This window comes from Xanthomonas albilineans (assembly GCF_002939705.1).
GTDB classification, from domain to species: Bacteria; Pseudomonadota; Gammaproteobacteria; order Xanthomonadales; family Xanthomonadaceae; genus Xanthomonas_A; species Xanthomonas_A albilineans.
Window position 1 is genome coordinate 165,096 of the sequence record NZ_MDCB01000002.1, and the last position, 16,768, is coordinate 181,863.

15 protein-coding genes, 3 tRNA genes and 1 pseudogene are annotated in these 16,768 nt (G+C 62.6%); 11 read left to right on the forward strand and 8 right to left on the reverse strand.

Annotated elements, in window-relative coordinates; genetic code table 11:
- Positions 1–120: 120 nt before the first annotated feature.
- The 7 genes from kdsB to XalbCFBP2523_RS02290 all read left to right on the forward strand — a co-directional run bounded on the left by kdsB (position 121) and on the right by XalbCFBP2523_RS02290 (position 6,130).
- Entirely contained in the window at positions 121–906 is a 786-nt protein-coding gene (gene kdsB, locus XalbCFBP2523_RS02260) for a 3-deoxy-manno-octulosonate cytidylyltransferase (protein ID WP_045765885.1), read from the forward strand.
- Entirely contained in the window at positions 903–1,391 is a 489-nt protein-coding gene (locus tag XalbCFBP2523_RS02265) for a low molecular weight protein-tyrosine-phosphatase (RefSeq protein ID WP_012916303.1), read from the forward strand. Before kdsB ends, XalbCFBP2523_RS02265 begins: the two co-directional genes overlap by 4 nt.
- Complete coding sequence (locus tag XalbCFBP2523_RS02270) at positions 1,388–2,809, forward strand: nhl repeat protein (RefSeq protein WP_045765884.1); 1,422 nt, start codon at positions 1,388–1,390, stop codon at positions 2,807–2,809. Before XalbCFBP2523_RS02265 ends, XalbCFBP2523_RS02270 begins: the two co-directional genes overlap by 4 nt.
- Positions 2,806–4,665: an excinuclease ABC subunit UvrC gene (gene uvrC, locus XalbCFBP2523_RS02275; RefSeq protein WP_045765883.1), complete on the forward strand. Its 1,860-nt coding sequence runs from the start codon at positions 2,806–2,808 to the stop codon at positions 4,663–4,665. The genes XalbCFBP2523_RS02270 and uvrC overlap by 4 nt, the downstream gene beginning before the upstream one ends.
- A 9-nt stretch (positions 4,666–4,674) precedes the next feature.
- Positions 4,675–5,310, forward strand: a complete 636-nt coding sequence (pgsA, locus tag XalbCFBP2523_RS02280; protein WP_012916300.1) for a CDP-diacylglycerol--glycerol-3-phosphate 3-phosphatidyltransferase — start codon at positions 4,675–4,677, stop codon at positions 5,308–5,310.
- Between the two features lie 36 nt (positions 5,311–5,346).
- Positions 5,347–5,422, forward strand: a tRNA-Gly gene (locus XalbCFBP2523_RS02285).
- A gap of 634 nt (positions 5,423–6,056) precedes the next feature.
- Positions 6,057–6,130: transfer RNA gene (locus tag XalbCFBP2523_RS02290), tRNA-Cys, on the forward strand.
- Positions 6,131–6,493: 363 nt separating this feature from the next.
- On the opposite strand, the gene XalbCFBP2523_RS02295 is transcribed toward XalbCFBP2523_RS02290, so the two are convergent.
- A tRNA-Gly gene (locus tag XalbCFBP2523_RS02295) sits at positions 6,494–6,569 on the reverse strand.
- A 948-nt stretch (positions 6,570–7,517) separates the two neighbouring features.
- Positions 7,518–7,703: pseudogene (locus XalbCFBP2523_RS02300) on the reverse strand (hypothetical protein); the annotation flags it as partial.
- Between the two features lie 199 nt (positions 7,704–7,902).
- Here XalbCFBP2523_RS02300 and XalbCFBP2523_RS02305 point away from each other — a divergent pair.
- Complete coding sequence (locus XalbCFBP2523_RS02305; RefSeq protein WP_012916279.1) at positions 7,903–8,595, forward strand: MtnX-like HAD-IB family phosphatase; 693 nt, start codon at positions 7,903–7,905, stop codon at positions 8,593–8,595.
- 86 nt (positions 8,596–8,681) lie between these two features.
- Complete coding sequence (locus XalbCFBP2523_RS02310; RefSeq protein ID WP_045766731.1) at positions 8,682–10,037, forward strand: aspartate aminotransferase family protein; 1,356 nt, start codon at positions 8,682–8,684, stop codon at positions 10,035–10,037.
- A gap of 71 nt (positions 10,038–10,108) precedes the next feature.
- Here the strand turns inward: XalbCFBP2523_RS02310 and XalbCFBP2523_RS02315 are convergent, their stop codons facing one another.
- Both XalbCFBP2523_RS02315 and XalbCFBP2523_RS02320 read right to left on the reverse strand, forming a co-directional pair.
- Positions 10,109–11,350, reverse strand: coding sequence for a beta-ketoacyl-[acyl-carrier-protein] synthase family protein (locus tag XalbCFBP2523_RS02315; protein WP_012916277.1), 1,242 nt, complete (start codon positions 11,348–11,350; stop codon positions 10,109–10,111).
- A gap of 10 nt (positions 11,351–11,360) precedes the next feature.
- Positions 11,361–11,624, reverse strand: a complete 264-nt coding sequence (locus XalbCFBP2523_RS02320; RefSeq protein ID WP_045765882.1) for an acyl carrier protein — start codon at positions 11,622–11,624, stop codon at positions 11,361–11,363.
- Between the two features lie 82 nt (positions 11,625–11,706).
- Here XalbCFBP2523_RS02320 and XalbCFBP2523_RS02325 point away from each other — a divergent pair, with 82 nt between their 5' ends.
- Positions 11,707–12,774: a GNAT family N-acetyltransferase gene (locus XalbCFBP2523_RS02325; RefSeq protein WP_045765881.1), complete on the forward strand. Its 1,068-nt coding sequence runs from the start codon at positions 11,707–11,709 to the stop codon at positions 12,772–12,774.
- 1 nt (position 12,775) lies between these two features.
- Entirely contained in the window at positions 12,776–13,663 is an 888-nt protein-coding gene (locus tag XalbCFBP2523_RS02330; protein WP_045765880.1) for an arginase family protein, read from the forward strand.
- A 126-nt stretch (positions 13,664–13,789) separates the two neighbouring features.
- Here the strand turns inward: XalbCFBP2523_RS02330 and XalbCFBP2523_RS02335 are convergent, their stop codons facing one another.
- The 4 genes from XalbCFBP2523_RS02335 to XalbCFBP2523_RS02350 are packed head-to-tail and all read right to left on the reverse strand — an operon-like array spanning position 13,790 to position 16,629.
- Positions 13,790–15,052: a DegT/DnrJ/EryC1/StrS family aminotransferase gene (locus tag XalbCFBP2523_RS02335; RefSeq protein ID WP_045765879.1), complete on the reverse strand. Its 1,263-nt coding sequence runs from the start codon at positions 15,050–15,052 to the stop codon at positions 13,790–13,792.
- Entirely contained in the window at positions 15,042–15,440 is a 399-nt protein-coding gene (locus XalbCFBP2523_RS02340) for a DMT family transporter (RefSeq protein ID WP_012916272.1), read from the reverse strand. Before XalbCFBP2523_RS02340 ends, XalbCFBP2523_RS02335 begins: the two co-directional genes overlap by 11 nt.
- Positions 15,437–15,799 carry an EamA family transporter gene (locus XalbCFBP2523_RS02345; RefSeq protein WP_045765878.1) on the reverse strand — a complete coding sequence of 121 codons (363 nt, stop codon included), beginning with the start codon at positions 15,797–15,799 and terminating at the stop codon, positions 15,437–15,439. The genes XalbCFBP2523_RS02340 and XalbCFBP2523_RS02345 overlap by 4 nt, the downstream gene beginning before the upstream one ends.
- Entirely contained in the window at positions 15,799–16,629 is an 831-nt protein-coding gene (locus tag XalbCFBP2523_RS02350; RefSeq protein WP_045765877.1) for an alpha/beta hydrolase, read from the reverse strand. The genes XalbCFBP2523_RS02345 and XalbCFBP2523_RS02350 overlap by 1 nt, the downstream gene beginning before the upstream one ends.
- Positions 16,630–16,768: the final 139 nt, after the last annotated feature.

Here is a 16,768-nt window from a genome sequence, read left to right on the forward strand (position 1 = left end):
CGTGTGTATCCGGGTCGCGTCTTATTTGGCCATTCAGGACAACCCTGCGGAGAGACCATCAATGATGTTCGTATCGCGATATTTCCTGCGTTCGCCTGCCGCTGCCGGCACCGCTGCCGTATGAGCGACGCTGTTTCGCCGCCGTCGTTCGTGGTCGCCATTCCTGCCCGCTACGCGGCCTCGCGGTTGCCGGGCAAGCCGTTGCGCGTGCTCGGCGATGAGCCGTTGATCCGGCATGTGGCGCGCCGCGCGCTGGCCGCTGGCGCGCAGCAGGTATGGGTGGCGGCCGACGATGCGCGCATTGCCGAGGCGGTGGCGGATCTGCACGGCGTGCATGTGGCGGCGACCTCGGCCGAGCACGCCTCGGGCACCGATCGCCTGGCCGAATGCGCCGATATCGCCGGCTGGGACGATGCGACCCTGGTCGTCAACTTGCAAGGCGACGAGCCGTTCGCGCCTGCCGCAGGCATCGTGGCAGTGGCGCAGGCACTGGCCGACAGTGGCGCCGAAATGGCGACCCTGGGCACGCCGGTGGACGCGGCCGACCACCTGTTCGATCCGAACGTCGTCAAGTTGGTGCGCAACGCGCAGGGCGACGCGCTGTATTTCAGCCGCGCGCCGATTCCCTGGCACCGCGAGGCGTTTACCACTTCCCGCACGCACCTGTCCCTGCCCGGTCCATGGCTGCGTCATATCGGCATCTACGCGTATCGCGCCGCTTTCTTGCGCAGGTTTGCGGCGATGTCGCCGGGCCAACTGGAGCAGATCGAATCGTTGGAGCAGTTGCGTGTGCTTGAGGCCGGCTTCCGTATCGCGGTGGCGTTGTCGCCGGCTCCGTTCCCGCCCGGGGTCGATACCCCGGAAGATCTGGCCCGTGCCGAGGCACGTCTGCAGGCCTTGGCATGAAGTTGTTGATGGTCTGTCTGGGCAATATCTGCCGCTCGCCAATGGCCGAAGGCGTGTTGCGTCATCACTTGCAGCACTCGCCACTGGCTGCGCAGGTACAGGTGGATTCCGCCGGCACCGGAGATTGGCATCGCGGCGAGCCGCCAGACCCGCGTGCGATCGCTTGTGCCCGTCGCCACGGCGTGGATATTTCGCGGCTGCGTGCGCGGTCGCTGTGCGATGCCGATTTCGCTGCGTTCGACTGGATCTTGTGCGCCGATGCCAGCAATCTGCAAGACGTGCGTCGGCGCGCGCCGGTCGCGGCGCGTGCGCAGATGGCGCTGTGGTTGCCTTGGGCCGGAGTCGCTGCAGGTGAGGAAATTCCGGATCCTTACACCGGCAGCAGCGCGCACTTCGAGCGTGTTTGGCGCTTGGTAGACGAAGCCGCAGTCGGTAGTTTGGCGCGGCTGTTCGTTACCCTCGACTCCGGCATAATTGACCGATGAATTCCATTGTCGATTTGGGACTGCCGTCGTCCAGTGTCTGGCTGAATGTGGCGCCGACCGCGCTGCGCGAACAGCAGGGGCGCGCTGTCGTCTTGGCTTTCGTCAACGCTGCCTCGGTGTGGTGCATGCAGCGTTTGGCCGAAGTGAGCCACTGGCAGGTGCGCAATCCCGGCCGGTTGCAGATGATCGTGGTACAGGTGCCGCGCTTCGACAACGAACGCGCGCCGCAGGGCGCGCTGAAGTTGCTGCGTCGCCAGGGTATTTCGGCGCCGATCGTGCTCGATGCGGATTGGGCGATTTGGCAGCGCTTTAACATCCAATCCTGGCCGACGTTGGTGCTGCTCGATGCCGCTGGCTTGGAGTGCGAGCGCTTGGTCGGGATCGGCGGTGCCGAGTTGGACAGGGCGCTGCACGCGTTGTGCGCAGAGCAGCCGTTGTCGCTGGACGACGAGTTGCCCGAGGTTCCTGAGACTCAGCCCGAGCCGCGCTTGATGTTGCGTTTCCCGGCAGGTTTGGCTTTGGATGAAGATCGCCTCTATATCGCCGACAGCGGTCACCATCGCATTCTCGAATGCACCACCAGTGGCCGTTTGCTGCGCCAGTTCGGCACCGGTACCGCGGATTTCATCGACGGTGAGCTCGGTCAGGCGGCGTTCCATCGCCCGCAGGGGTTGGCCTTGCAGCGTGGCGTGCTGTACGTCGCCGACACCGGCAACCACGCACTGCGCCGTATCCACCTGTTGACTGGCCAGGTCGATACGCTATGCGGTAACGGTCGTGCTGGCGAGCCGGTCGAAGGACTGGTGGAGCAGCCGCTGCTGGTGTCGTTGAACCACCCGCAGGATCTGGTGGTTGCTGACAATCAAGTGTACTTGGCGATGGCCGGCGACAACTGCATCTGGAGCTACAACCTGGGTAGCCGCAGCCTGCGTCGGTGTGCCGGTTCGGGCACGTTGGAGTTGCGTGACGGCAGTGCCCATCTGGCCGCGTTCGCGCAACCGTGCAGCCTGGCTGTGGTGAATCAGGTGATGTATGTCTGCGATGCCTTGGGATCGTCGGTGCGTTCGATGCAGCTGCGTGGCGACTTGGTGCAGACCTTGCTCGGCGGGCAGGGAGTATGGGATTTCGGTCATGAGGACGGCCCGCGCAGCCGTGCCAGGCTGCAATTCCCGCAAGCGATTGCACTGAGTCCGGACGCGCTGCATTTGTGGATCGCCGATAGCGGCAACGGCAGTCTGCGCAGCCTGCGTCTGGGCGGCGGTGAACTGTCCACGGTGGCGTTGCCGCGGCGTCTGCACGGTCCGGCCGGGCTGGCGGTCAGTGCCGGGGCGGTGTGGATCGCCGAGGCCGATGCGCATGCCGTGTTGCGTTACGACCTCGGTAGCGGTGAACTGAGCGAGGTGCCGATCAGCGAATGAGCGCCTCGGCATTACCCGCGTTCGACGGTAAGGCGTTTGCCGCCAACCTCAGTACTGCGCCGGGTGTGTATCGCATGTATGCCGCCGACGACACGTTGTTGTACGTCGGTAAGGCCGGCGCGCTGCGCAAGCGCGTATCCAGTTACTTCAGCGGCTCGCCGAAAAACGCACGGACCATGACCATGTTGGCGCAGGTGGCGCGCATGGACGTTACCGTCACCCGTAGCGAGGGCGAAGCGTTATTGCTGGAAAATCAACTGATCAAATCGTTGTCGCCGCGCTACAACGTGTCGTTGCGCGACGACAAAAGCTATCCCTATGTGCTGTTGACCCGCGAGGACTGGCCGCGGATCGCCTTGCATCGCGGGCCGCGCGCGGTGCCCGGGCGCTATTTCGGCCCATATCCCGGCGTGACCGCCGTGCGCGAGACGCTCAACCTGATGCATAAGCTGTTTAAGCTACGCAGCTGCGAGGACAGCGTATTCCGTAATCGTTCGCGGCCGTGTCTGCAATACCAGATCGGCCGTTGCAGCGCGCCATGCGTGGCGTTGGTGGCCGCCGACGAATACGCCGAAGCGGTGCGCCGCTCGATGCTGTTCCTAGATGGGCGCAGCGACCAGCTCGGCGAGGAGCTGGTGCAGGCGATGCAAATGGCCAGCGAGCGGCTTGAGTTCGAGCGCGCCGCCCGCTTGCGTGATCTGCTCAGCGCGCTGCGTAGCATGCAGACCCGGCAATATGTCGATGGTCGCGCGGCAGATTTGGATGTACTCGCCTGTGCCACCCAGGGCGCCCATGCCTGTGTGCTGTTGTTGGCCTTCCGCGATGGCCGCAACCTGGGGACGCGCACGTTTTTTCCCAAGACCAATGGCGAGGACAGTGCGGCTGAAGTGCTGGGTGCGTTCGTGTCGCAGTACTACGCCGAACACCCGCCGCCGCGCGAGGTGTTGTTGGACCGCGAGATTGCCGACGCCGCCCTGATCGAAGCGGCATTGAGTTCGGCTGCCGAGCGTAAGATTCAACTGAAATGGAACGTGCGCGGTGAGCGTGCCGGCTATCTGGAACTGGCCAGCCGCAATGCGCAGGCATCGCTGGTGAGCGAACTGAGCAGCCATCAAGCGCAGCATGCTCGCAGCGAGGCGTTGCGCGAAATGCTGGAGCTGGAGGAGCCGGTCAAACGCGTGGAATGTTTCGACATCAGCCACACCATGGGCGAGGCGACGGTGGCGTCGTGCGTGGTCTTCGACGCCAGTGGCCCGGTGCGAAGTCAATATCGGCGGTACAACATCAGCGGCATTGAGCCGGGCGACGACTATGCGGCGATGCGTCAGGCGATCGAGCGCCGCTTCCGGCGTGCATTGGAAGGCGAGGTCAAGACGGAGCCAGTGCTACCGGATGTGCTGCTGATCGACGGCGGTGCCGGTCAGTTGGCGCAAGCCAGCGCGGCGCTGATCGCGCTGGGCGTGGAAGGCGTGCGGCTGATCGGCGTTGCCAAAGGCGTGGAACGCCGCGCCGGTCACGAGACCCTGGTGATGCCGGACGGGCGCGAGTTGCGTCCTGGCGCGGCGTCGCCGGCGCTACAGTTCATCCAGCAGGTGCGAGACGAGGCGCATCGCTTCGCCATCACTGGCCATCGCGGTCGTCGCCAGAAGGCCCGTATGACCAGCAAACTCGAAGACATTCCGGGCATTGGCCCACGCCGCCGCGCCAGCCTGCTGAAGCATTTTGGAGGACTGGCTGGACTCAAGGCCGCCGGTGAAGCGGAGATCGCGCGGGTGGACGGCATCAACGACGCACTGGCCGCGCGAATCTACGCTAACCTGCATGGACTGCCGGTCCCCGACCCGGCAGGCGAGTAGAGCAGCGCAATGAAGTTGACCATCCCTACCTGGCTCACGCTGCTGCGGATCGTGATGATCCCTGTCTTGGTGCTGGTGTTTTATTTGCCGTACACCTGGACCAACTTCGCTTCCGCAGCGATCTTCGGCCTGGCGGCATTCACCGATTGGCTGGACGGCTGGGTGGCGCGGCGCTACCACCAATATTCGGCATTCGGTGCGTTTCTCGACCCGGTTGCCGACAAGCTGATGGTGGCAGTGGCGCTGTTCTTGATCGTGCAGGGCCATCCGACCCCATGGATGGCGTTCTGGGCCGCGGTGATCGTTGGCCGTGAGATCGCGGTGTCGGCGTTGCGCGAATGGATGGCCGAAATCGGCCAGCGCGCCAAGGTGCGGGTGGCGATGATCGGCAAGATCAAGACCACCGCACAGATGGTCGCGTTGTTATGCCTGCTGTATTCGGTGATGCCCGATGGTTCGCCGCCGCAGAGCGTGTGGATGGGCTTGTTCATCTTCCACGTCGGTGATTGGACGCTGGCGATTGCCGCGATCCTGACCCTGCTGTCGGGGATCCAGTACCTGCATGCTGCGTGGCCGAGCCTGCGTGCCGACGAGCGTGCGGCGATGGCGGAGAAGGGCGCCAAAAAAATCGAAGGCAATGGTTGACAGCTTCTGTGTTCCGGGTAGAATGCGCGGCCTCAAGCGGGAATAGCTCAGTTGGTAGAGCGCAACCTTGCCAAGGTTGAGGTCGCGAGTTCGAGTCTCGTTTCCCGCTCCATATTCAGGATTTATAGTGTTGCCGTAAGTCCTGTTGCGATAAAACAAAAAGGGGCGGAAGCCCTTTTTTTGTGTCTGGCGATATATGTAGCGTTGCGTCGAGGCTCATTGGCGTTGTACGGTCCAATGGGGCGGCGGTGCGTAGGGTCTATGCCGCATCTGGAGCGCTGTGACGGATTTCGAGGATGCCCTCGGATGTGTGCCGCAATGCCTGTAACTACGCGACGCGCCTGCTGGTCTGAGCAGCGATGATTGCGTATGGATCACAGGCCTGTCGAATGCTTGGCGGCGTCGTAACGTATGCACCTAGCCTGGATCGGTCCAGACAACATCGCGCTGCTCTGGTGGTGTCACACACATTCACCTTGCTCATGCCAGGCCAACGCTGTCGCTGGTAAAACTCGCGGTGTGCGACAGCGGTGTCGGTCTTGGTAAAGGCGGGGTTGCCAACCTGTGGAGCTTGGTCCACAATGCATTCCCTTGCATATCGGTTCGATTTGAAAAACTCTTTCGAATCAGGTTCTTGGGTTGCAAGTGCAGAGGGTGTGGAACTTCTGCGACAGAGGCCCCGGCAGCGGGGCTTTGTTTTTGTCGAGCGTGGCGATAGCGCTCCGACGTGAAATTATTAGTCCATCGGCCTGGTGGCAGAGTGGTTATGCAGCGGACTGCAAATCCGCGTACGCCGGTTCAATTCCGACCCAGGCCTCCATCTCGATTCAACGACTTAGATCTGTTTCTGCGTCCCTGATTTTTTCCGCAATTCCATTAGGAGTCACTTTGGTGCGGCAGGCGATTGCCTGCATCGTGCCTTGCAGGTGAGAGGATCGATCATCGTTGGTTTTTGTCGCCCATGCCGGTTGGCACTTATTGCTTGCGGCAGCCAGACTCCACTTTCATGCCCATCCATTGCCTGATGCCATTAGTTCGGCATCTATAGCAGCGGTGCGTGTGTCGATATGGTTCTGAATGCGTAGAACGCCATTGCCGAGTGGATCTAGGCGGGGGCGAAAAGGAGCAAGGTTTTTGATCTGAAAAGTTGGCCGCTATCGATGGATGTCGATTGGGCTGAATATGGAGCGGGAAACGAGACTCGAACTCGCGACCTCAACCTTGGCAAGGTTGCGCTCTACCAACTGAGCTATTCCCGCATTTTAGGCCATCGATTCTACAGCCCTCCGAGGCATCGCGCTAGCTCTCTTTGCAACGACATGTCGCGGCTATGTCTGCTGGCGTTGGCGAGGATGGTACGTCATTGCGGTGACCTGTCCTCGGCCCTGTGATGCGGCGATCGTGTTTGCATTGGTTCAGATGGTCGGTTGTCCCGTCGGCGATGGCGATTGGCACGACGTCTCAACGATGGCTGCCCCGGTCCACAGCGTCAGTGTCGCGTACCCCATTGATTGCGCGCCGTGACCGGGTTATTCAATGGCTGCGTGATGAGTGCTGCATTTGACGCCATGGATGAGCGCGGACTAGTTTTCAATTTGCACGCGATCAGGCACGCTAACGTCACTAGGCCAAGATGGCGAACTTGGTGGACGTATTGGACTTGAGATCCGTTTTGTCAAGTTTTCCGAGCTTTTGCTGTAGATGCAAAAGATCCGGGGTTGACAGTGGTCTGTGAGCATTCAAGATATAGCTTCGTGGCTTGGCAGGAGCCAAGCGTGAGTCAGCAGTGGGAATGGTGTGCACAAGCGCACCATGTACTGCCCGAGTGGTGAAATCGGTAGACACAAGGGACTTAAACAATTTGAGCCTTCGGGTGGAAACGCCCGAAGTGAAGCCCGTCAAAGTCGGCGAAAGCCCTGGATGCCTTGGTGTCCGAGCCAATGCCGAGCCAAGTCCAGACTCAACGTCTGGGAAGGTGTAGAGAGCAGACGGCGGGCACCTACGGTCGCAAGGCTATGGTGAAGGCGTGCTCCAGACCACGAACAGCGCATGCGCTGGCGGCGAAAGCCGAAGTGGTAAGAAAATCCCTCGCCGAAAGGCGTGCCGGTTCGATTCCGGCCTCGGGCACCAATTTGGAGGCCGCTCCTGTGTCTGCAGGGACGGCTTCTGTTCATCTTCCGTGGTTGCCGCGGCCTCTTCGAACGCTGTCAGTTGCCGGTCTTCGTCTTCAGGTGGCTCTGCGTTAATCGCGTGCGCACACGTCGTTCAAACTCTGCAGGTGACAAGTCGCCAGAGGAACAATGCCGGCGAACTGGGTTGTCGAGCATCTCGATTTGTTCGAACGCATCGGTTCTTGCCGTTTCTCCGCTCGGGTAGATCCGGCGCTTGGTCCGTTATTTGTGGCTGGGCGCTGCGATGATGCCGGTGGCTGGTGCCGTCTGCTTCGCCGGCCGCACTAGCGGACATGTGTGCTTGGGGGGGGCGTGACGGTAAACCGGGGCGGTTCAGTTTTCTCCACGTACTTCCATTGTTGCGAAAGGACTGTGAAAGACTGTCGCTCTAGGCTCTCCATCCACTAGCAGGAGAGTCGATTTGCACGTCCAGTGGAACATTCTTTGCGATTTTGACGGCACCGTGTCCTTGCAGGACGTGACCGATAGCCTGCTCGAGCATCTTGGGCGCCCTGGGTGGCGCGCGCTGGAAGACGATTGGGTGGCCGGGCGGATCGGTGCCCGCGAGTGCATGACTGGACAGGTCGCGTTGATCGGCGGCGATGTGGAGGCACTGCATCGGGTGCTCGACGCGGTACGCATCGATCCGGCTTTCGTGCGCTTCGTCCATCTCGCCGAGCGCCTGGGCATGCCGTTGAGCATCGTCAGCGATGGCTTGGACTACCCGATCGCGCGGATCCTGGCCAGGCACGGCCTGCATCACTTGCCGATCATCGCCAACCGTCTGTTGCGCACCGACGCCGGGCAGTGGCGGATGGCCTCGCCGCATGCGCGGCCGGATTGCCCCAGCGGCACCTGCAAGTGTGCGGTGATGGCGCAGCAGACGCCGGCACGCCCGACCTTGCTGATCGGCGACGGCCGCTCCGATTTTTGCCTGGCCGGCAAGGCCGACTTGGTGTTCGCCAAAGATGGTTTGCTGCGCCACTGCCGCGCCAACGGCATCGCCCATTGCGCCATTGCCGGTTTCGATGACGCCATCGCGTTGCTGCCTGCACTCGTCGAGCCTGCCGCGTCCACGCAGTCCTTTCCTCTTCCTGTTACCCAACGAGCCTGATCCTGATGAACCGGAACGTTTCGCTTTCCACGCCGCTTGCGCCGCACGTTGGCGCTGATCACCCACGCGGGCTCGACGATGCGCAGATGCTAGCCGACGAAGCTCTGTATTGTTCCTATGGCGACACCGTCCATTACAGCGAGCCGCCGCGCATCTTCGAACGCTGCGACGGTAGCTATCTGTACGACACCGAGGATGTCCCTTATCTGGACCTGCAGATGTGGTATTCGGCGGTCAATTTCGGTTACGCCAATCCGCGTTTGAACGATGCGCTGAAGCGACAGATCGATAGCTTGCCGCAGGTCGCCAGCCAGTACCTGCACCCGACCAAGATCGAACTGGCCAAGACCATCGCTCAGGATGCCGAGCGCAAGTGGGGCCGCAAGGGCCGTGTTCACTTCAACGTGGGCGGCGCGCAGTCGGTGGAGGATTCGCTGAAGCTGGTGCGCAACGCCAGCGCTGGCAAGAGCCTGGTGTTCGCATTCGAAGGTGGCTACCACGGTCGTACGCTGGGTGCCTCGGCGATCACATCTTCGTATCGTTACCGTCGTCGTTTCGGTCATTTCGACCGCGCTCAGTTCATCGAATTCCCTTACCACTTCCGTGGCCCCAAGGGCATGTCCAAGGAGGAATACGGCGAGCAGTGCGTGGCCAGGTTCGCGCGCCTGTTCGAAACCGAATACAACGGCGTGTGGGATCCCAAGGCCGGCCAGTGCGAGTACGCGGCGTTCTACGTCGAGCCGATCCAGGGCACCGGCGGTTATGTGATTCCACCGCCGAATTTCTTCACCGGCTTGAAGAAGGTGCTGGATCAGTACGGCATCTTGATGGTCGTGGACGAAATCCAGATGGGGTTCTTCCGCACGGGCAAGCTGTGGGCGATCGAGCATTTCGGTGTGACCCCGGATGTGCTGGTGTTCGGCAAGGCACTGACTAACGGCCTCAATCCGCTGGCCGGCATCTGGGCGCGCGAGGAATTGATCAACCCGACTGTGTTCCCGCCGGGTTCGACCCACTCCACCTTCGCCTCCAACCCACTGGGCACTGCGGTTGGTCTCGAGACCATGCGCATGTTGGCCGAGACCGACTACGAGGCGATGGTGATGGCCAAGGGCGCGCATTTCCTCGACGGCTTACGCGACTTGCAGCGGCGTCATCCGGAAATCGGCGATGTGGATGGTCTGGGCTTGGCGCTGCGTGCGGAAATTTGCCAGGCCGATGGCTTCACTCCCAATCGCAAGTTGCTCGACACCATGGTCGATATGGGCCTGGAAGGTGAGCTGCGCCATAACGGCAAGCGCATCGGCTTGGTGCTGGACGTGGGTGGTTACTACAAGAATGTCATCACCCTGGCGCCGTCGCTGCATATCAGCCACGAGGAAATCGATCTGGGTCTGTCGCTGCTGGACCAGTTGCTGACCCGCGCCAAGCAGGTCGTTTGAGCAGGACGGGAGACGACGCGTGCGGATCGCGTCGTCTCCCGTCGTCATCGCGGTTGTGGGCGGGGAAAGCCTCAGTCCGCCGCACGCAGTGCGAGCACCGCGTTGAGTCCGCCAAAGGCGAACGAGTTGCTCAGTGCCGCGCGTACCGTGCGTGCGCGTGCTTGACCCGGCACATAGTCCAGATCGCACTCGGGATCGGAGTCGAGGAAGTTGGCGGTGGGTGGAACCACTTGCTCGCGCAACGCGTTGATCGTCGCCACCAGTTCCAGCGCGCCGGAAGCGCCGAGGGCATGGCCATGCACGGCCTTGGTCGAGCTGATCGCCAGCTTCTCGGCGTGTGCGCCGAACACTTGGCGCAGTGCCTTGGTTTCGCAGCGGTCGTTGGCCTTCGTGCCAGTGCCGTGGGCGTTGACGTAGTCGATTTGTTCCGACGCCAGACCAGCGTCCTGCAGTGCCAGTTGCATTGCCGCCGCGGTACCGTCGACACTGGGCGCGACGATGTCGCCAGCGTCGGCACTCATGCCGATACCGGCCAGTTCCGCCAACACGACGGCACCACGCGCGGCAGCGTGTGCAGCGCTTTCCAGGACGAACACGCCAGCGCCTTCGCCCAGCACCATCCCGCTGCGTTGCGCACTGAACGGCCGGCAGGTGTCCTGGCTGACCACGCGCATCGCTTCCCAGGCACGGATTACCGCAGCGCTTAGGCAGGCTTCGCTACCGCCGACGACGGCCACGTCGGCCAAGCCATGGCGGATCATCAGCACCGCTTGCGCGATCGCATGGTTGGCCGAAGCGCAAGCGCTGGACACGGCAAATGTCGGGCCGCGCAGGCCGAACGCGATGCTGATCTGGCTGGCTGCCGCGTTGCTCATGCTGCGCAGGACGGAGAACGGGTGCATGCGTTCGGCTCCATCGCGATACATCCGGAGTGCTTGTTCCTCGCGGGTGGTCTCGGCGCCGGCGCCGGTGCCGATGATCACCGCGCACCGCGGGCCGAGTGCGGCATCGATATGCAAACCGGATTGGGTGATCGCTTCCTGTGCGGCGACCAAGGCCATCTTGGCCATGCGGTCGAGTTGGTCGGGGTCGATGCCTCCGAGTTGGGTCGCATCTGGCGCGAACTCCTTCAGCGTGGCGGCCACGCGCATTTTCAGGTGAAAGGATGGTTGGGGCGACACCAGCTCGGTAATGGCGCTGCGGCCCTCGCGTGTCGCGTTCCACAGCGTCTGGGCGCCGATGCCGAGCGCGCTGACCGCGCCCATGCCGGTGACGACGACGCGCTGCGCTTGCGTAGACGTAGAAAATGTCATGCTTAGGTGATCAAGTTGCCGCTTTAGCCGCTTTGGTCGCGAGCGCTTCTTCCACCGCCTGCACCAGCTTGCTGAGCGAGCCGTCGTCCAGGTTGGGATCGCGCTCCTGGAATGTGATGTCGAAGTGCTCTTCGATGTCGAACAGGATTTCGATTGCTTCAAGCGATTTCACGCCCAGGTCCTGCAGTTTGGAATCAGGCGTCAGGTTGCCCAGATCGATGTCGACGTGTTTGGCGACGATGCTGTAAATTTGCGACTCTATGGACTCGGTCATGGGGTCTCCGCAGTGAATGATATGTCGCACAGCGGCTTCTGGCCGCGACGTTCACCTTCACGCTAAATGATCAATCTTGCAAATGCCTTTCGTCAATCAACTCGAGCCGCCGGTACTCTTGCAGCACTTCTTGCAACATCCGCCGGTCGGGTTCCAGGCTCGCCCACTGGATCATGGGGTGCCGGCCTTCGAGGCCGACTTCGACTTGCTCACCACCGCCCACCCAACGCTGCGTGCGTGGGTGGCGCGTCTGCCGTTGCAGCGCCTGTGGCAACGTCTGCTGCGGCCACGCACCAATTTCGTCGGTAGCACCGTCACCGAATATGCCTGGTTGCCGCGTGCGGCCGATCCGGCACAGTTGCCACGGCAATGGCGGGCGCAGTTGGGGCGGCGTCGCGCGTTGTTGATCGTCAAGGATGTCGCGCAAGCTTCCCCGCTTCTGGATGCTGCCGACAACGCTTGGGCGCAGGCGTTCCTGGATGCCTGCCAGCGCAGTGGCTACTTGCTGTTACGCGGACAGGCATTGGCCTGGGTTCCGATCGATTTTGCCTCGACCGACGAATATCTGGCGCGTCTGTCGCGTGCGCGCCGGCGCAACATCCGTCGCAAGTTGCGCTCTCGCGCCGATCTGCAGGTGGAGGTGCTGTCGACGGGTGCCGCCTTCGCCGACCCGGCGCTGCGTGCGCAGTGTTATGCGCTGTATCAGGAGGTGTACGCGCAGAGCGAGGTGCATTTCGACCTGCTTACCGCAGAGTTTTTTGATGCTTTACTGACCGATTCCGATTCCGGCGGTCTCATGTTCGTGTACCGGCACGATGGGCTCGTCATTGGCTGGAACCTGTGCTACGTGCACGATGGCCGTTTGCTTGACAAGTATATTGGTTTGCATTATCCGGCCTCACACGAACACAACCTGTACGCGCTGAGTTGGATGGAGAATCTCGACTACGCCTGCCGCCATGGGCTACGTGCCTACGTTGCCGGCTGGACCGATCCAGAGGTGAAGGCACAACTCGGTGCCAGCTTCACTTACACATGGCATGCCGTATATCTGCGCAACCCGCTGTTGCGCGCGCTGCTGCGGTTGCTGCGGCCGTTGTTCGAGGCCGACGATGTGGGGTTGTCCGTTGGCTTAGCGCAGGAGGAATGAAATGCACGTTCCAGTCGTCTTGGATCTGGATGGTTCGCAGGGCGTGGTGCCCGATGCGTTGCGACTGCCGTTGCGCGATTGGTGTGATGGCCTGCGCTTTGCCTGTTCGCTGGCGCGATTGCGCCGTTTCGGCGCTGCGCTCGACGCCGCGTTGCCGGTGCACCATGGCACCGTGTTGCTTGGTAGCGGCGATTTCCATCATCTGAGTCTGCCGCTGATCGCGCGGCTGGCACAGCGTACGCCGGTGCCTTTGCGTGTTGTGGTGTTCGACAATCACCCGGACAATATGCGCTTTCCGTTCGCGGTGCATTGCGGTTCGTGGGTGCGACGGATTGCCGCGTTGCCGCAGGTGGAGCGGATCGAAGTGGCCGGCATCACCTCTAGCGACGTCGGTCTTGCGCATGCCTGGGAGAATCACCTGCTGCCGCTGTATCGCGGCAAGTTGCGTTACTGGTGCACTGGCGTAGACGTGCGTTGGGCGCGACGGCTGGGTTTGGGGCAGGCGGTGCGCGGTTTTTCCAGTAGTGCCGAGATGATGGACGCTCTCCTCGAGCATCTGCGGGCTACGCCAATGTCGACCTATTTATCGCTGGACAAGGACGTACTGGATCCTCAGGAGGTGCGCACCAATTGGGACCAAGGCGAACTGCGTGTGCCGCATTTGCTGGCTGCGATCCAGGTATTGCATGGGCATTTGTGCGGCAGTGACATCACCGGCGAGGTGTCGCTGGCGCATTACCCGCAGTGGTGGAAGCGCAGGCTGGCAGCGTTAGACGCACAACCATCGCCGTCGCCGGCTGATCTGTCGGCCTGGCAGGCACAGCAACATGCGTTGAACCAGCGCTTGTTGCAGGCGATAGCAGATGCTGGCGGCTCCTGGCTTGCGTAAAAATCAGCGCGTATGCGTTTGCTATCTGCGAGTGATCGTAGAAGATTCAGTTGGCAAGGAGAAAAACAGCATCGGCATGCCGGTCGGGCGCGTCTGCAGGTAGCGCAGCTTGATGGACATCTGCTCTTAGCCGCAGGTGTCGATCACGTCGATGGACATGGTCTGCATGTCGGCTGTGGCGCGCGCCTGCATCGCGGTGGCGCAGGCGGCCTGAAGTGTGGCCACGATCGTTTCGAAGCCCGCATCATCCAACCATGGACTGTTGCTGATGCTAAGACAGCGCGCGGCGAAATCGTGGGCGTTGGGTATCGCGGTGCGCTCGACGAGCGTCTCTAGGTAGTCGTAGTCGGGTAGGGCATGTGCGAACGGCACCGTCACGCCCAGGCCGCGTGGCCACAGTGAGGCCAGCACGCGTTCGCGTGCGTTGGCATCGGGCAACAGGACCATCAGGATCGGCCAACTGCCCTGTGCGCCGGGGGAGTCGGTGATTACTTGCAGTCCCGGGATTGTGGCCAGTCGTGCACTGCGTTGCCGGCCTTGTTCGCGTATCTGGGCCATGAATGCTGGCCAGCGGGCGCTGGCGCGCACACCCACCGCTTCGCGCCATGCTCCGACGGCGTGCTGTGGAATCGTTGTTCCGAAGCGCTCGTTGGCTGCTGCCACGCGGTCGCCACGACGCAGTGCGCGACGCAGTGGCGCGCCATACACCCAGCGCAGCCAATAGGGTCGGTACAACGCAGCGTAACCGAGTAATTCGACGCTGCGCCTTAGCTCCCAGTTCCAGTCCCGCTGCCCAAGGCGTGCGGCGGTGTCGGCCAGCGCGCGGCGCAATGACACATGCGGGGACATCAGCAGGCCGCCTTCGTAGAGGGTAAGGCCCTTGCCTGCGGCCAGGCTGCAGAAGCCGATGTCGCCGCCCATGCCAGCGGGAGTGCCGTCAGCGTGGATGCCGCCAAGTGCCTGTGCGGCATCTTCGATCAGCATCGCGTTGCACGTCTCTGCGGCACGGCTGAGTGGCGCAAGGTCGATCAGGCGTCCGCCCAGATGGGTGGCGATGATTGCTAGGGTGTCGTTGCTGCAGCGCTGTGCCAGTTGTGCTGGGTCCAGCTCGAGAGAGTTGGGCAACAGATCGCAAAGTACCAGTTGCAGGCCGCAGTGCGCGACTGCCAGCGCCACCAGCGGGCAGGTGTAAGCGGAGACCACCACTTGCCGACGTCGACTGGCCGCCGCCAGCGTGCGCAGGGCGATGATCAGGGCTGCTGTTCCCGAGCATGTAAGCAGCGCGTCGGGTAGGCTCAGCGCGCTGGCCAGGCGTGTGTCGCTGCGGACCGGCCACAGGTCGTGCAAGCGCAGTGGCAATCCTGCGGTCGGTGGTACCTCAATGCGCATGGGCGGTGTCCGCACGCTCGCCCATCGCTAAGCACACGATACCGGCCACGATCAGGACCGCACCCAGTGCTTGCAGCATGCCAATATGTTCATCGAACCACCACGCCGACAGCAGCATCACGCTCACCACCTCCAGATGCGAGGCGGCGAAAGCTGGGCCGATTGGCGCGTGTTCGAGCAATTTCATCCAGGTGAAGAACGCGCCGATGTAGCCGGCCAGGGCGGCGTATAGCCATGGGCTGGCGATCAGGCGCAACAACCAGGCCAGCTCGGCCTGAGGCGGGAACGCATGGGCGCCGCCAAGTTTGAAGCCGATTTGCGCCAGCGTATCGAAACTCAGCAGCAGGGCGAAGCCCACCGCATAGCGATGCAGCGACGCCCGGCTCATGTTCCCAACCCGACCACGGCCACCCCGGCGCTGACCAGACAGATCCCGGCCACCTGCATGCGTCCCAGGCGCTCGCCGAACAGCCAGCGTCCGGCCAGCATGATCGCCACGATGTTGATCGAGCCGAGCAGGACGCCGCGACCCAACGGGACCAGCGACAGAAATGCGGTCCAGCAGAGGAATTCGAGCACGTAGCAGCCGACCCCAAGCCATAGCTGCGGTTGCCGCGCCATGTAACTCCAGCCCGCAACACCGCTGCCCTGCCGATTGCTGGCGACAGACTTGAACGCCAATTGTCCGGTCGTGTCCAGCGCCACGGTCGCGAGCCAGATGCCGACGACGGAGGGTTGCAGCGCCATCAGGCGGCCTGCCGCGGTGCGGCGGCCGCCAGTGCGGCGAAGAACTGTGCCAGGCGGGTACCGAGCGTACGTCGTTCCCGATCCAGCGTGATCATGTGGTAGCTGTCGTGTAGCAGCAGCAACTCCGTCGGCCCGGAGACGTTGTCGATCACCAGTCGCGCGTTGCGTAGATGGGCGATGTCGTCATCGGTGGCGTGTGCGACCAGGCAAGGTGCCTTGACCTTGGCCAGATTGCGCCGCACCTGGCGCGAGAGTAGATGAAGTTCGGCCAGCGCATACCACGGATTGCCGGGCAGACCGGCGGCACTGCTATCGCCACCGAGCATGGCGCTGCTGACTTGGGCGCGAATACGTTCGTCGCGTAGGCCATAAGGCGGTTCTTCCAAGAACATGCGGCGTTTGCCGATGCCCAGGCGTTTGAGCAGCGGCAATATGAACGCTAGCCGCGCGCGCTTGGGAATGTTCCAGCCGTCGTAGCGGAAGGTGGCGCCGAGCACGCCGACGCCGTCTACCCACTGCGGTCGCTCGACCGCCAGCCGCAAGGCCAGCAGTGCACCCATCGATAGCCCCGCGACGAACAGGCTGTCCACCTGTGGACGCATGCGTGCGGCGGCCTGTTCGACGCTGGCGTACCAATCGCGCCAGCCGGTAGCGAGTAGATCGTCCTCGTCGCCGCAATGCCCGGCCAGCTGTACGCCGTGTACGCTGAAACCATGGCGTTGCAGGCTCTTGCCAAGCAGGCGCATTTCGCTTGGAGTCCCGGTCAGGCCGTGGATCAGCAGCACGCCGTGACGGCCGCCTTCGAAGTGAAATTCCGCAGATTGGGTCATTGCAATGGCGCGGCTGCGCAGTGTCGATAATCTGTGCAGGGTCGCCTCTGCGCGTTTCAGCAGCCTTTCAGCGGTGCTGGCTTGAGAACCTGTGATGCGCGTTGAGGTGGAAGGCGTTGGACATCGCGCCTACATCGTG